Origin of the sequence: Petrocella atlantisensis, from assembly GCF_900538275.1 — a bacterium.
GTDB classification, from domain to species: Bacteria; Bacillota; Clostridia; order Lachnospirales; family Vallitaleaceae; genus Petrocella; species Petrocella atlantisensis.
In genome coordinates this window covers 1,995,137-2,011,062 of sequence record NZ_LR130778.1, presented here as the reverse complement: position 1 = coordinate 2,011,062, position 15,926 = coordinate 1,995,137, and the positions used below count along the sequence as shown (strand labels likewise).

15 protein-coding genes and 1 pseudogene are annotated in these 15,926 nt (G+C 39.8%); all 16 read right to left on the bottom strand.

What is annotated here, in order from left to right:
* Positions 1-2: 2 nt before the first annotated feature.
* Positions 3-4,865 (bottom strand): hypothetical protein, encoded by a 4,863-nt coding sequence (locus PATL70BA_RS09415; RefSeq protein WP_125137119.1) that lies wholly within the window; start codon positions 4,863-4,865, stop codon positions 3-5.
* 201 nt (positions 4,866-5,066) lie between these two features.
* On the bottom strand, positions 5,067-5,501 hold the full coding sequence (atpC, locus tag PATL70BA_RS09410) for an ATP synthase F1 subunit epsilon (RefSeq protein WP_125137118.1): 435 nt from the start codon (positions 5,499-5,501) through the stop codon (positions 5,067-5,069).
* Between the two features lie 11 nt (positions 5,502-5,512).
* Positions 5,513-6,898 (bottom strand): F0F1 ATP synthase subunit beta, encoded by a 1,386-nt coding sequence (gene atpD, locus PATL70BA_RS09405; protein WP_125137117.1) that lies wholly within the window; start codon positions 6,896-6,898, stop codon positions 5,513-5,515.
* Between the two features lie 16 nt (positions 6,899-6,914).
* Complete coding sequence (gene atpG / locus PATL70BA_RS09400; protein WP_125137116.1) at positions 6,915-7,781, bottom strand: ATP synthase F1 subunit gamma; 867 nt, start codon at positions 7,779-7,781, stop codon at positions 6,915-6,917.
* A gap of 7 nt (positions 7,782-7,788) precedes the next feature.
* On the bottom strand, positions 7,789-9,312 hold the full coding sequence (gene atpA, locus PATL70BA_RS09395) for a F0F1 ATP synthase subunit alpha (protein WP_125137115.1): 1,524 nt from the start codon (positions 9,310-9,312) through the stop codon (positions 7,789-7,791).
* 20 nt (positions 9,313-9,332) lie between these two features.
* Positions 9,333-9,881: an ATP synthase F1 subunit delta gene (gene atpH, locus PATL70BA_RS09390; RefSeq protein ID WP_125137114.1), complete on the bottom strand. Its 549-nt coding sequence runs from the start codon at positions 9,879-9,881 to the stop codon at positions 9,333-9,335.
* Positions 9,869-10,450 carry a F0F1 ATP synthase subunit B gene (gene atpF, locus PATL70BA_RS09385; protein WP_125137113.1) on the bottom strand — a complete coding sequence of 194 codons (582 nt, stop codon included), beginning with the start codon at positions 10,448-10,450 and terminating at the stop codon, positions 9,869-9,871. The genes atpH and atpF overlap by 13 nt, the downstream gene beginning before the upstream one ends.
* Positions 10,451-10,493: 43 nt before the next feature.
* Positions 10,494-10,784, bottom strand: a complete 291-nt coding sequence (atpE, locus tag PATL70BA_RS09380; RefSeq protein WP_125137112.1) for an ATP synthase F0 subunit C — start codon at positions 10,782-10,784, stop codon at positions 10,494-10,496.
* A 71-nt stretch (positions 10,785-10,855) separates the two neighbouring features.
* Positions 10,856-11,131 carry an ATP synthase F0 subunit C gene (atpE, locus tag PATL70BA_RS17010; RefSeq protein ID WP_408634452.1) on the bottom strand — a complete coding sequence of 92 codons (276 nt, stop codon included), beginning with the start codon at positions 11,129-11,131 and terminating at the stop codon, positions 10,856-10,858.
* Between the two features lie 9 nt (positions 11,132-11,140).
* A pseudogene (locus tag PATL70BA_RS17005) lies at positions 11,141-11,377 on the bottom strand (ATP synthase F0 subunit C); the annotation flags it as partial.
* Between the two features lie 50 nt (positions 11,378-11,427).
* Entirely contained in the window at positions 11,428-12,159 is a 732-nt protein-coding gene (atpB, locus tag PATL70BA_RS09370; RefSeq protein WP_125137110.1) for a F0F1 ATP synthase subunit A, read from the bottom strand.
* 43 nt (positions 12,160-12,202) lie between these two features.
* Positions 12,203-12,631: an ATP synthase subunit I gene (locus PATL70BA_RS09365; RefSeq protein WP_125137109.1), complete on the bottom strand. Its 429-nt coding sequence runs from the start codon at positions 12,629-12,631 to the stop codon at positions 12,203-12,205.
* Positions 12,618-12,857, bottom strand: coding sequence for an AtpZ/AtpI family protein (locus PATL70BA_RS09360; protein WP_125137108.1), 240 nt, complete (start codon positions 12,855-12,857; stop codon positions 12,618-12,620). Before PATL70BA_RS09360 ends, PATL70BA_RS09365 begins: the two co-directional genes overlap by 14 nt.
* A gap of 170 nt (positions 12,858-13,027) precedes the next feature.
* Entirely contained in the window at positions 13,028-14,137 is a 1,110-nt protein-coding gene (gene wecB, locus PATL70BA_RS09355) for a non-hydrolyzing UDP-N-acetylglucosamine 2-epimerase (protein ID WP_125137107.1), read from the bottom strand.
* A 48-nt stretch (positions 14,138-14,185) separates the two neighbouring features.
* Positions 14,186-15,256 (bottom strand): glycosyltransferase family 4 protein, encoded by a 1,071-nt coding sequence (locus tag PATL70BA_RS09350; protein ID WP_125137106.1) that lies wholly within the window; start codon positions 15,254-15,256, stop codon positions 14,186-14,188.
* A gap of 38 nt (positions 15,257-15,294) precedes the next feature.
* Entirely contained in the window at positions 15,295-15,924 is a 630-nt protein-coding gene (gene upp, locus PATL70BA_RS09345) for a uracil phosphoribosyltransferase (RefSeq protein WP_125137105.1), read from the bottom strand.
* Positions 15,925-15,926: the final 2 nt, after the last annotated feature.

Sequence of the window (15,926 nt, the reverse complement as noted above, 5' to 3'; positions counted from 1 at the left end):
CATTAATTCAAGCCCTTATGTAATGTAATCAATAGTTTCATTGTGTCTTTCATGTTAATGCTTTGACTTGGACTGATTCTACCGTTTACCGGCTTAATGATGCCCAAATTTGCACCGATGATGAGCTTTTGTCTAAGTGCTACATCTGCTTCTCCAATGTCTGTTATGATATTGTAGTTGGTAATAGCCACCCTGCTTAGATTAATCTTATGGCGATAAGCATATGTGTCTATATACAAGCCTAGGGCTTGATCGTTTCTAAGTGGTTGATAATTGTTAAGTGTTGTTGCATTAATGCCTCTGGTTCTCAAGTAATCCGCCGTATCCTGGCCTTCAGGTGCACCTAGGAGTCTTGCCAGTGCTGAAATCCACTGGTATTTCTGAATTGTTTTTGTCGGACTTTGAAAATCATTGGCCGTAAAAATACTGGACAGATTATAATAATTGATGACATCAATACCGTCCTGAGCGTAGAGCAAAACCAAATCAACAGATGTATTGGATGATGGTAACAGTATATAAGGATTAAGCTTTACGGTATCTACATAATGTCTGTTATTAAAGTATGCACTATTTACCTTTTTCCATGCGTTATTCTCTCGGGTGTACATTTCGTTATTAGCAGGACTTTTTATTGGGGCTAAGGCCATATATATAGCTTTCGTTGGCTGGCTAATGGTTGTAACATTGGCGCTGATGTTGTCAAAATATAGATCCGATGCTCGATCAATATAGTCTTCTTCCACCATTTTAACCCTCTGATCGACGATACCGATAAGTTGTGTATCATTAATGCCTTTCTTTAGTTCATTTTCGATATCTAGTATCAACTCAGCTTTATTGCCCGCAATAATGCTATCTAATGAACTGACCATAAGCCGATCAATCTCTTCTTCTAATTGTAAACTACCGACCAAAGCCAGCTCAACTTGTACCAATTCACTCGAAGGGGTAATGTTATTGATCTTTCCTGTGAAGGTGTCTGTATGTATCTTGATTCTTAAGTAATAATCTTTATAGGTGCTATTATAGCGTCTAATCTCTTCCACCATCTCACCTACTTCTTTTGTGATGTTTACGCCAATGGTTCTTGGTCTTATACCTACCACTTGATTTTTACTCTGGATTTTTATGGTTACATTGTATCCGTTGATCGACTCAAGTGAGTTGGATGGCAAATAATAGGTGTTGGTGGCTTTATTATCTGAATATAGCGTAAGCTCACCATTCATGGTTCTTTTTATAATACCTTCACCATAATTTTCACGATATTTTACCGCTGTTTCTCTACTGGTGTCAATCATCTTGAAGTAAATAAGTTGTTTTAAAGCTTCCGCTTTTCTTAAGTAATAATCAATATATTCATAGTATTTATTTTCCTTATCATAATCCTCTTGGTCAAATTCTGTTCTTGAGACAACGATTTCAGAATAGGGGGATTTCGGATAAACCCTAGATCCATCTGGCAGTATTTCCTCCGGTTTTGTTCTGTCCTCGATACGCACTTTGATGCTATAGGTTTTGCCCGGTTTTAGTTCCGTTACTTTATAATGGAGCCTTGTATAACCTACAGGGCCACCTGTTGTATCTCCAAGCAGTATGGAAGGATACTTAATCATACTATAATCCACATCGTCTTCACCTTTTACAAATACTTCAATTCGGTAATCTGTACCGATCTGGTCCAAATCTGATATTGGCGCATCAAAACGAACAACCAACTCTGTTTTTGGTTCGTAAGTATAACCGGATTCATAATCAATAATGAGATTAATGGGTCCTTTTACAGGTGCAGTGGTGAGGGTACCCGGTACCCAAGGTGACGTATTGGTAATCGATTCACCTTCCATTTTTGTTGATCTTATGTAATAGTAATTTACTTTATTAGGCGCATTGGCATCATCAATCAAATAGAATCGATTATTTTCAATGACAAGCAAAGCCAGATCTTTATCTTCCCATAGACCTGTCTGTCGGTTATATTTTTTTAAGTAAGTTGTACCCTCATGTTTATAGATACGCCACCCTTCGACAACGTCATCACTAAGCGTAGTCCCCTCGAGAATATCCGTTATGCTAATGGCCTTCGAAGATAGATTCTCCGGGAGTGCTCTATCTTCAATCGCCAAAACCTCAAAACCATTCATGTCATCATCAAATACCATTGCATTTGGTATATACCAAGTTAAGCCTGCATTTAACAAACCTTCATCGGCATAATCAACTGTAAAACCTTCAGGCGCTAATGGAAAAATCTCTTCATCTCCCGGTGGTATCGGGGTCTGTGGTACTGTAGCACTTAATACGCTGGAGGGTTCCGATACTCTGGTTTCATCATCGGTAATCTCAAGCTGTGTTACCACACGTACATAGTAGGTTTTGTTGGCATCTAGACCCTGAACGTCTACACTTAAATCAGTATTGATACCATTTGGTGTAGAACGGACAAAGTAAACCACTTCACCATTTCTTAGTTCGCTTATGGCATCGTCATCGATGACGGTTAATCCTTCATTCGTCATATTCAGTAATGTATAATCTAAGTCATCCTCATTTAATGGTAAAACTTGGTCCAATACTTCTGAGATATAGATTTTATAATCAACACTTTCTATCCCTTTGTTAATGGGGCTTAGCATATTGTTCTCATAGTTGGCGACATCCACTGTATGCCATTTTAGAGTGACACCTGTTGAACGATCTTCCACATTGCCATATAGTGGATCATAGGTCAATGTATCCACAACAGGAACATCATATGTAATCATACTAAGTGAAAGACTGGCCGGTATGGACATCTGAGACTCAGATACAACGTCGTCTTTTACAGTTATGGCTTTTATTCTTAAATAATTAACCCCAGGAAACTCAAAATCATAAGGGGTTCCCGAATCTGATACTTCATAAGGTATCACAGCCTCTTCATCAATTAGGGTGTCAAGAGTATTGATCCATGACCCATTTTCATAGAGCACAATCTTATCCAGTCTAAGACGTTCATCGGTACTATTGTATCCAAAATCATAGTTAAGTTGTTCAGATGGTATCGGTAAGGTTCCCGGCACATCATCATGCTGCTTGAGCTTATATAACGTACCATCTTTTATCACTTCAAAGACTTTAATGACTTGATACGGATTGTCGGTACTGTTGGTCGGTACTTCATTTACAGATAATTCATAGTAAAGTGATCCGCCATCCTGGAATATTTCATCCAATTCTTTAACTGTTTTGTTGGTTGGTGCATCCCATACCAAGTCCATCTCTACCTTCGTTGGATTGTCGGTCTCATCAAGAGGAGGGACTACAATTAGATTCTCTATGGTCCTAATTGCCGGTGTGGTTGGAGGTACATTCTGGTCCTCGATTGCCTTATAATTCAGAACTTGAGATCGTATCTGAACCCCAGCAAAATTCACAAATACTTGATAGGCATCTTGTGAAGATGTGCTTTGAAAAGGCACAGGAATGAAGATCTGATCATTATCCCCGGATGTAGAATGATAATTCTTAAGCCACAAATCACCATTTGGATCCAGCTCAGGTTTAATGACTTTGCTATAGAGGATAATATACTCCACATCTCCCTGACTACCAATATCATAAGGTACGATATCCAGATAGGCTTCTTTTGCATTAGCGCGTTTTAACTCATAAGCCATGAATGTATAACCAAAACCATTGATGGGTCTATAACCGGTAAACCCATACGTCTCAAAACCGACCGCATCTAGATCCACCTGAAAGCCAATATTGACATTGTAAATACGACTGGCTTCAAGCTCTGACCACTGGATGGTCTTACCGTCATCAAATAAGTCCGAGTTATCTTTAACAAGTCTAACTCTATATTCATGGGTAAGAGGGTCGTAGTCATAGCCAACATCCACGTTGGCAGCTGCATCATCTGCATCCAGCTCGTATACCGGATTGCTATTATCCGGATCACCAAAGTCTTTTAGTCTGAAATTAAAATCTAGATAGGATTCAGAGCCAATATCATCAAGTTCTAATATGGCACTAATATCACTTAGATTGGTTAGATCATAATCATAGGTCCATGTACCAACTTCCAGTTCTTTTGGTTGTTTAAACTTAATATCCAGTCCGGGTCTGTTCCCCGGTTTATTGCCTGTATCTGTGGGCTGTGTTATGGGTTTGATCTCAATGTTAGCTGTTCCTGCTTCATTTTCTCTTAAATGGGTAGGCGTAACTGTAAAGCCTTCCAATCCTTTGAGAACTTTTATGTTCTCGGTAGAACCGTTTGGCTTTTCATAACTTACTGGCATGATAAATCCGTTGTTGTAATTCCTTATAAGTACAAAGGCTTTCCCCAGTTGAAAATCCCACTTAATATAAACTCTTTTGTTGTCCACTTCAAAGGCTACACCAGGGTACTGAGAACTGGCTGATCTTGGTATACTAAATTCCAAGCCACCAGAAGCACCCACAAGCTTAGCACCATCAAAGCGCCAATCAGGTACCGTAAGATTATAATCCATCTGAAGATAAGAACTAGAGACTAGGTCTTGGGTGACATTGGTTGCGCCTAAATCTTCTCTGACAAAATACTTCACATCTACTTTCTCATAAGCTTGTTGAAACCGAATTTCAGTTTGACGTCCGTCTTCTAGGTGATAAAACAAAGCATAGCTACCTGTGGCAACCAAATCTAACTCTAATAAGATTTCGTTATCGCCGGCCTTATTATTAATTATGGTGAAGTTGGTATCCATGGTGTCTAGTTTTCTCCATATCAAAGAACCATCGGCTGCTTCAAGCTCCATGGGTACTATGCCAAATGATGCAACTAGGGTTATGATTAGAATACCTATAATGATGCGCTTATATTTTAACGTTTTCATATGAAACTCCACCTTTTCTATCTTCAGTCATCACATTATGTTTAGAAAGACTCTTATGTATATCGGCAAAGGATCCAAATATGATTACTGAAATAGACGAATATCTTTCATTACAAAGTTGTAACAAAAGAAGAAGTAGTAGTAAAAAAAGAAGCCATCCATCCGGACAGCCTCTTATCATTTTTCTTTGTTCACATTTTACTACTTATCTTGTCTTGCTTGTGCCATTTCAATTCTAGCTAAAGCTCTAAGGAGTGATGCTTGTGCTTGAATAACCACTTCTTCTTTATGTTTGTCTTCTTTATGAGTCATTTCTTCAAGCTTCTTCTCGGCGCGCTGTCTTGCGGACAAGGCTCTGTCCATATCAATCTCATCAGCCCATTCAGCTGCGTCGGTCAATATGGTCACTTTTTCTTCGCCGATTTCTGCGAAGCCATTGTGCAGTACCGCTTCAAATGTATCTTTGTCATTTTTAAACACGGCTTTACCACTGGTCAGTGTCGTTATCAAAGGAATATGGTCATATAGTACACCTATGAAACCTTCTGTTGTCTTAAAAGACAAAGCATCCACTTCCGCGGCAAAAAACTCGCGATCCGGTGTTACAATATGTAATTCGATTTTGTTTGTCGCCATAAAATCACCTACTATACACGACTAAGGACATCGTCAATATTTCCTGCCATTAGGAATGCACTTTCCGGTATGCTATCATGTTTTCCTTCTAGTATTTCACTAAAACCACGAATGGTTTCACTTAAAGGTACATATCGACCTTTAAGTCCTGTAAAGTTTTCAGCTACAAAGAAGGGTTGTGACAAGAATCTTTGGATCTTTCTTGCACGCATAACTAAAGTCTTATCTTCTTCTGAGAGCTCATCCATACCTAGAATGGCTATTATATCTTGTAACTCATTGTTTCTTTGTAATATTTCCTGCACGCCTCGGGCCACACCATAATGCTCTTCCCCAATAATCATAGGGTCCAGTATTCTTGATGATGAATCCAGTGGGTCAACTGCAGGGTAGATACCAAGCTCAACAATGGATCTAGATAGAACCGTGGTTGCATCTAGATGGGCGAATGTTGTCGCTGGTGCTGGGTCTGTTAAGTCATCGGCAGGTACATATACCGCTTGTACAGAAGTGATAGAGCCTTTTCTCGTAGATGTAATACGCTCTTGAAGCATACCCATTTCTGTTGCTAGTGTTGGTTGGTAACCAACAGCACTCGGTACACGTCCAAGCAATGCAGATACTTCAGATCCGGCTTGAGTAAATCGGAAAATGTTATCTACGAATAAAAGAACGTCTCGTCCACCTTCATCTCTAAAGTACTCTGCCATGGTTAAGCCTGTAAGGCCAACACGCATACGTGCTCCTGGTGGTTCATTCATTTGCCCAAACACCATGGTGGTTTTATCAAGAACCCCTGATTCAGCCATCTCATGATATAAGTCGTTTCCTTCTCTAGTACGTTCTCCAACACCTGTAAAAACGGAGTAACCACCATGCTCTGTCGCTATATTTCTAATAAGCTCTTGAATAAGTACTGTCTTTCCTACCCCTGCACCACCAAACAGACCTATTTTTCCGCCTTTTTGATATGGGCACAGCAAGTCAACAACTTTAATACCCGTTTCAAGTATTTCTGCTTCTGTAGATTGTTCCTCAAACTTTGGCGGTTCACGGTGTATAGACCAGGTGTCTTTTGTAACAGGTGCCGGCTTACTGTCGATTACCGCACCAGTTACATTGAACATTCTACCAAGTGTTTCCTCACCTACAGGTACCATGATTGGGTTACCTGTATCCACGGCTTCCATACCTCTTATCAATCCGTCTGTTGCACCCATTGAGATACATTTGACGATATCGTCACCAAGGTGACCCGCCACTTCAACAATCAAAGGAATGTCGTTTTTTCTCTCGATTGTAATGGCATTGTATAATTGAGGTAGTTCACTTGTTTCAAATTTTATGTCTATAACCGCACCAATGATTTGAGTGATTTTTCCAACGTTTTTTGACATTTTTTTATTCACTCCTTTACTTTAGTGCTTCAGCACCGCCAACAATCTCAGATAACTCTTGAGTTATAGATGCCTGACGGGCTCTGTTGTATTGAAGGGTTAACTTGTCGATCATATCGGAGGCGTTACTTGTTGCTGAATCCATGGCGGTCATACGTGCACCGTGCTCACTTGCAATGGATTCTTTTAAGGCACCGAATATGATGCTATTGACATATTGTGGAATAATACTGTCTAGCACTTCTTCTACACTTGGCTCATAATTAATACCGGATTCCAAATGCTCTTCGTCCGGTTTTTCTTCAGCAAAATCATCCAGGTCAAGGGGCAAAAGTTTTATCAGTTTTGCTTCTTGATTCAAGGTGGATTCAAAGGCTGTGTAGGCGATATAAACATGATCGATCTCACCACTTACATACCTTTTAAGAACCTCGGTACCAATCGTTGCTGCATCACCGTACTCAGGCATATCCACCATCTCATTGTAGCTTTCAATGATGTTAAAGCCTCTTCTTTTTAGAAGGTCTCTTCCCTTACGTCCAACTGCAATAACACTTGCATCTTCGCCTTCAACGCGATGGTTCATTACCATTTTACAGACATTATTGTTGTATCCGCCTGCTAAACCTCTATTGGATGTTACAACGATATAGGTGTTATGTTTACCTTCTCGTTCATCTAGGTATTTATGGTTGACTTGGCCGCTTTGGGCTAAAATTGAAGTAATGGTACCATGCATTTTATGGAAATAAGGTCTGGTCTTGACCGCTTGCACCTTTGCCTTTTGTAGCTTGGCAGTTGCAACCAGCTTCATCGCCTTGGTGATTTGTTGGGTGCTCTGTATGCTATTTTTCCTTCGTTTGATATCACGCATTGATGCCATCGATTAATTACACCTCTTCACTCTTCTTCATGAAGTCTGTTTTGAATTCACCAATCGCATCTTCAAGACGCTTGTCCAATTCATCTGTCAAACCTGAATCTTTAACCAAGTCTGTTAAGATGTCCGGATACATGGTTTCAACAAATTCCATTAGTCCAGTTTCGAATTTATGTATATCGTCAAGCTCTATATCCATTAAGAATTTTCGAGTCGCAGCGTATAGAATAACGATTTGCTCTGCTACTTTTAAAGGCTTATATTGAGCTTGTTTAAGTACTTCTATGATACGCTCACCTTGTGTTAAACGGTCTCTTGTTTCTTTGTCAAGGTCTGAACCAAACTGAGCAAAGGCTGCTAACTCTCTGTACTGAGCAAGCTCAACGCGAATAGGTCCGGCAATTTTTTTCATGGCCTTGATTTGAGCGGCACCACCAACCCTTGATACAGATAAACCTGGATTGATCGCAGGTCTAATACCTGAGTTAAACATCTCAGTCTCAAGGAAGATCTGACCATCTGTGATGGAGATAACATTCGTTGGGATATAGGCTGATATGTCACCTGCTTGTGTTTCGATAATGGGCAATGCAGTTATGGATCCACCACCACGCTCATCAGAAAGCTTAGCGGCACGTTCTAACAATCTGGAATGTAAGTAGAATACATCTCCCGGATATGCCTCACGTCCTGGTGGTCTACGAAGCAACAATGACATGGCTCTGTAGGCAACAGCATGCTTAGATAAATCATCATATATGATTAGGACTTCTTTACCTTCTTCCATCCATTCTTCACCAATCGCACAACCTGCAAAAGGCGCGATAAATTGAAGTGGCGCTGGTTCAGAGGCGTTGGCCGCAACTACGGTCGTATAATCCATTGCGCCGTTTTCTTCTAACTTTTTAACCAGTTGTGCAACTGTTGAAGCTTTCTGACCGATGGCCACATAGATACATAATACACCAGAATCTTTTTGATTCATAATGGTATCAATGGCTATCGCTGTTTTACCTGTTTGTCTGTCTCCAATGATGAGCTCCCTTTGTCCACGTCCAATCGGCACCATGGCATCTATCGCCTTAAGGCCTGTCTGCAGTGGGGTGTCTACGGACTTACGTTCGATAACACCGGGTGCAACTCTTTCAACTTGTCTAAACTTATCTGTGCTAATCGGACCTTTGCCGTCAATTGGCTGACCAATTGCATTGACAACACGTCCCATTAATGCATCACCGACTGGTACTTCAACAACCCGTCCTGTGGCTTTTACAATATCACCTTCACCAATACCCTTGTCTGATCCCATTAACACGGCACCAACATTGTCTTGTTCAAGGTTAAGAACCATACCATAAACGTCACCAGGAAACTCTAGTAGCTCTCCTGCCATAGCGTTTTCTAAGCCATGTATACGGGCAATACCATCGGCAACCTGAATTACAGTACCTACATCGGCAACTTCCAATTCAGTTTTGTAGCGTTTAATCTGCTCTTTAATCACTGAGCTGATTTCTTCTGGTTTCAAATTCATACCGAGGTCACACCGCCTTTCTACGAAAAATTAATTTTAGTCTCTAACAGCTTCTTTGACATTGAATGCATATGTCCTTTGATGCTGTTATCAATAACACGATCACCAATACGAATGAACAAGCCACCAATAAGGGTTTTGTCAATTCTATATTCCGGAATGATCTTTTTGTCCGTTGACTTTTCCAATTGATCGATGATCTGCTTTTTCTTCTCAGTACTGAGTTCATCCACTGACTTGATATAAGCCTTGACTTTACCTTGATAGGTGTCTATCATTTCAAGGACTTCCGCCAAAATCTCAGAAATATAATGTTGTCGATTCTTTTTCAATATAAGAACCAACAGACCTAATAAATCTTGACCAACCCTCTCTGATAATGCTTCTTCAAGCATTTTTATCTTATCTGACAAAGGTATTTTGGGATGACTGAGAAATTCAATCAATTCTTTATCTAAGAAGCTTTCTTGGATCAAAAGGATATCTTTTTGCAAATCATTTACAGCATCTTTTTCTTCGGCAAGCTGAAAGATTGCTGAACCATAACGCTTAGCTATTAACTCAACCATGAGGATTCTCCAATACTTGCTAAAGTTTCATCAACAAGTTGATTCTTTAGCTCATCGCTGATGGATGCTGCAACAAATTTGCTTGCCATTACAGTTGCAACTCCGATGATCTCGCGGCGCATCTCGTCTTTGCTCTGTTCTTTCTCACGTTCAATGTCAAGGTGTGCTCTTTTAATGAGTCGATCTGCCTCATCTTTTGCTTCTTTTATAATCTCATCTTCTCGTTCAATCGCTCTTTTTCTAGCATGAGCAAGTATTTTTTCTGCCTCTTGATGAATGTTCAGTAATTTATTCTCATAATCCGTCTTTAGGGCTGCCAAAGCTTCAGTATCTTCGTCTATACGCTTATATTCGTCGGCAATCTCATCTTTTCTCTTTTGCAAAATATTTCTTACAGGTTTGAAAAGTAGCTTTCCGAGTACATAGAATAAAGCCAATACAGTAAGTATATGTGCTATGACTTGAATTATGGTTTGTTCTGTAAAAAAGATAACATAGGGCTCTGGAAGTGCATTAAGTTGTGGTAAGGAAGTCGAAAGATTTTGCATTACCATATTTAAACCATTCAATTCACCTTTCCTCCTTTCGTTAAAGGGTAAAAGTTATACCATATTATTGACTTAATTCCATATACTTCGTGATTAGTGGGTTTGCAAATAATAAGATGATTGCAATGATTAGACCATAGATACCAGTTGTCTCTGCTACCGCAGCACCTAGTAACATGGTTCTGATAATATCCGATTGTGCACCCGGCTGACGTCCAACTGCTTCTGCACCTTTACCTGCTGCAAAACCTTGACCGATACCAGGACCTATACCTGCGATCATAGCTAGACCTGCTCCGATTGCTGAACTTGCTAATATTAACGCTTTTCCATCGATTTGATTTACATCTGACATTTTTAAATCCTCCTTATATTCAATAAGTTAATGATTTTTTGTTATTATTGACTTCTTCTATAATTATAATTCTAGAAGAAAATGTTAACGAACAATAAAATTAATGCAATAATCAGTGCATATATACCCGTTGTCTGTGCAACAGCTTGCCCAAGCAACATGGTTCTTATGATCTGACTTTGTAGCTTAGGACGCTTTCCAACGGCCTCTGAGCCTTTACCTGCTGCATAACCTTGACCAATTCCAGGTCCAATGCCTGCAATCATAGCAAGTCCTGCTCCAATAGCACTTGCAGCAAGCACAACAGCCGTACCTTCTCTGCTTACCAATGGATTGGCAAACAACATGATGATGGCAATAACCAGCGCAAAGATTCCAGAGGTCTCAGCTACTGCTGCACCAAGTAACATAACAATGGTTGCTTGTCTACCACCTTCTGGATTGTTACCAACGGCTTCAGCTGCTTTTCCTGCGGCAAAACCTTGACCAATTCCAGGACCAATACCTGCGCCCATGGCCAATCCGGCAGCGATTGCCGAACCTGATAAAATCAAGGCAAATCTGTCTGTGTTATTTAGAAAATTGAGAATCATTTCAAAAAGGCCATCCATTTTTTCACCTCACTTTACTGAATGTGACAATTCTAATCCATCGCACTGGCAACAAATGTCATGCTGAGCATAACAAATATGAACGCTTGTAGCACACCTGCAAATATGTCAAAATATGCATGTAAGGCTACAGGAATACCGATTAGGGCAAACCAGGGCAGATTGTAGTACAATCCCATGATGATTGTTCCACCGAGTATATTACCAAAAAGACGGAAGCTAAGGGATATGGGGTTGGCTAGCTCTCCAATAACATTAAGGGGCGTTAGAGGCCACATCGGTTCGGTTAAGCCTTTTAACCAAGTAAAAGTACCTTTTTCCTTGATGGCAAAACCTTGGACCATAGTAAACGTAATCATGGCCAACGCAAATGTTACTGCAAAGTCAGCGGTTGGGGGTCTCATGAAATCAATTAATACTTTTGGCTCCCCTGCCACGGGTGCGCCAATGTTTGGTCCTAAAAATAATCCCGATAAATTACATAATAATATGTAAATGATCATAGAACCATAAAAGGATCCAAATTTTCTGCCGTGCTTGCCCATAGTGGTTTCGGCAAAATTATCCAGTGAATCCACCAGAAACTCGACAACATTTTGAACGCCTTCAGGTACTTTTTGGGGATTTTTAATTGCATTTCTCACAATCAAGGCAATTAAAATTAGGACGCCACAAATGATCCATGAGTTAATCATTGATTCTGTGATCCAGAGCTCAAAGCTGCCGATACGGACTACTTTGGCAACATGAATGCTAAAATCCATCTGTGATCATCTCCTTTTGCTAGACATTTGAGACTACTTAGACTTAAAAGTCAGTTTCTTCATCATCCTCCCACTCCAAGAATTCAACAGAACCATCGACCGGCACCTTTGGTTCAAGAGCGCCTTGCCAATATGCTGCTAATTTCAGACTTAGAAGTGCCAGAATAACTGCCACACCACTTATGGTCGGTATGGCTATACCCACAAAAAGAACGATAAATGTAACCACATAGCGTAACATGTAATGCATACTCATATAGCTCTTAGCTGCACTAGGTGGTTTCTTTATTGCTCTTTTCAATGTGATTTCTAATAGTTTAATTTTTAACAAGGTGACAGAGCCACCGAGTAGTATCCCTCGTGCATAAGTGGCTACATCATTTACAAGTAAAACACCTATACCAAAGGTAATTGACAATATAATCAGTACTTTCCAGGATAGAGACCAAACAATCGACTTATTTTCTATCATGCTTAGAATCCTTCTTTCCCGAATCAACTCTATTTAGAACAGTAACAAATAGATTTCGAAAGGCTGCTAAAACACCAAGGATTAAAAATATGATTAGAAATAATCCATTGGTTCCAAACTTCCCATCTAACCAGTGTCCAATGAAGATACAAAGAAAAATAGGTATTGCCATCAATAGACCAATCTGACTGACAAGGGCCAAATTTTTTAGATAATCAAATTTCATGACTTCTCACAACCCTTCTACAAGATAGTATTATACCTGTAAATGAGGTGAATGTAAATATCATTTCATAAGATTCATGAATTATTGTTATGATTTTCACGATATTTTGTCTAAGGTTAAGGCACCAAAACTAAGTTTTAACGCCTTCACCTTCAATTTTGAATTAATATTTACTTATGGTTGGCCTTCAACCATGCTACTATGCGTTCTGATGCATGTCCGTCTCCGTATGGATTGGTAGCGGTTGCCATTTTATTATAACTGTCAGCATGCATAAGTAATTCCAGCGTGGTGTCTATAATCTTAGCCTTATCTGTTCCTACAAGCTTAAGGGTACCTGCTTCTACACCTTCAGGTCTTTCTGTTACATCTCGAAGAACAAGCACCGGCTTGCCTAAAGAAGGTACTTCTTCTTGTAACCCACCTGAATCTGTTAATACCAAATAGGATCTTGCAAGTAAATTGTGCATATCTTTTAACTCAAGAGGTGGTAGTAAATGGATGCGTTCATGGTTGCCTAAAATACGATTGACCACCTCCATGACTTTCGGATTAAGATGCACGGCATAGACCACTTCAACCTCAGGTCTACGATTAACAACCTCCAATACTGCTTCACATATGTTTTCAAGTGGTTGACCAAGATTCTCACGACGGTGTGCTGTCATGGCTATTATTTTTTTGTTCTTATAGTCAATATGGTTTAGAGCATCAACAGTAAAACGATAATCATCGTTGATGGTAGATGATAAAGCATCAATGACTGTATTACCTGTAACAGTGATACAAGCTTCATCAACATTTTCAAGAAGCAAATGATTTTTGGCTGTCTGCGTTGGCGCGAAGTGATAATCTGCAAGACTACCTGTCAGTTTTCGGTTCATTTCTTCGGGGAAAGGTTGATATTTATCATAGGTACGAAGACCAGCTTCTACATGGCCTACAGCGATTTGATGGTAAAATGCTGCAAGTGCACCTGCAAATGTGGTGGTTGTGTCACCATGAACAAGTACAACATCCGGCTTAGCCTCTTCCATAACTTTTTCTAGTCCTTTGATGGCTCTTGTTGTAATGTCCGTTAATGTCTGATGTTGTTGCATAATATCTAAGTCGTAGTCTGGTTTAATATCAAACACTTCAAGGACCTGATCCAACATTTCTCTATGCTGAGCTGTTACACATACAATACTCTCTATGCCTTCTTCTTTTTCCAAGGCTTTTACAACCGGTCCCATCTTAATGGCCTCAGGTCTCGTTCCAAATATACTCATGACTTTCATAGTGTTCCTCCTGATGTTGATTATAATTTTCTCAACTTTCCCAGATGATTAATCACTCTTAATCTTTTTGTTCTGATGATTGGTGTATAAAATGTCACCTAACCATACTGTCATAATGATGCCTATTATTAGAGAAGCTAAGAAAAAATCTTTTAGAGCAAATAGAATGCCAGCTATACCAAAGCAACCACTAACGCCGTACATGGTTAAAACAGCTCTTTTATGGCTGATGCCTTTGTCCACAAGTCTGTGATGAAGATGACCTCGGTCACCTTTATATATGGATTGCTTATTGACCAAACGTCGTATAATAGCGAAAGATGTGTCAAATATTGGTAGCCCAAGTACTATGGCCCCAACAATGACTGTAACCACAGTATAACTTTTTGTTAATCCTTGAATAGAAATGACGGCTAATGTAAATCCTAAAAAAGTAGATCCGGTATCACCCATAAATATCTTAGCCGGGTTAAAATTATGGGGCAAGAACCCTAAACATGAACCAGCAAGAGCCGCTGCTAGTACAACGATAACCGGAGGACCAAAAATGAAGGATATAATCATAAAACTCAGTGATGCTATGGATGCCACACCTGTTGCTAGACCATCCAGACCATCTAGAAAGTTTACTGCATTGGTAAGACCGACAATCCATAAAACGGTTAAAACATTACCAATCGAACCTACTTGTATAACACCACCATTGGCCCATGGCCATGATAGAATCTCAATACTGGTTCCTGAAAAAACAACAATCAAAGCAGCCAGAATCTGAAAAAATATTCTGAGCTTAGGGCTAAGCTGATAGATATCATCTAGGAAGCCAACAATGGTTATGATGATGCTACCTATGATGAGTCCGAAGAATTCCATCGAGATAAAACCACCAACCAATGGTGCAATTAAAAGAGAGGTTACAATGAAACCGGTCACAATAGCCGAACCTCCTGCAAGGGGCATAGGCTTATCGTGAACACCTAATGCTTTGGGATGGTCAATCGCTCCGACTTTTATGGCTAATTTTTTGCTGAAAGGTGTTGCCAGCACAGTGATACCAAATGCCATAGAAAAGGCAATGATATAGATGATATTGATATTCATGCTTCTTAGTAATTCCATTATTCCATCATCTCCAAATTTTCCGACTTCTTTATTGCTTATTTCGTTCCATATAAACGGTCACCGGCATCACCAAGTCCGGGAATGATATAGCCATGGTCATTTAATCGCTCGTCAAGTGCTGCAATGTATATGTCTACATCCGGATGGGCATCTTGTACTTTTTTCACACCTTCCGGTGCTGCAATTAAGCACATAAAATGGATACGGCTAACGCCTTTGTCTTTAATGAATTGAATGGCTGCTACTGCAGATCCACCTGTTGCCAGCATCGGGTCAAGTACAAATATATCTCGTTCTGCAGCATCATAAGGTAACTTACAATAGTACTCAACAGGATTAAGGGTTTCCGGATCACGATACAAGCCAATATGACCGACCTTTGCTGTTGGAACCAAGGTAAGCATACCATCTACCATGCCAAGTCCGGCTCTTAATATTGGTACAATACCAAGGTTCTTGCCTGCTATTTGTTTTACGGTAGCCTGTGCGACAGGCGTTTGAACAATTTCATCACGTAAAGGAAGGTTTCTTGTCGCTTCATAACACATGAGCATAGCTATTTCATTAACCAGTTCTCTAAATTCTTTGGAACCCGTTTCTTCTCTTCTTAGGACACCTACTTTGTGTTGAATGAGTGGATGGTCCATTACAAATACATTTGACATTT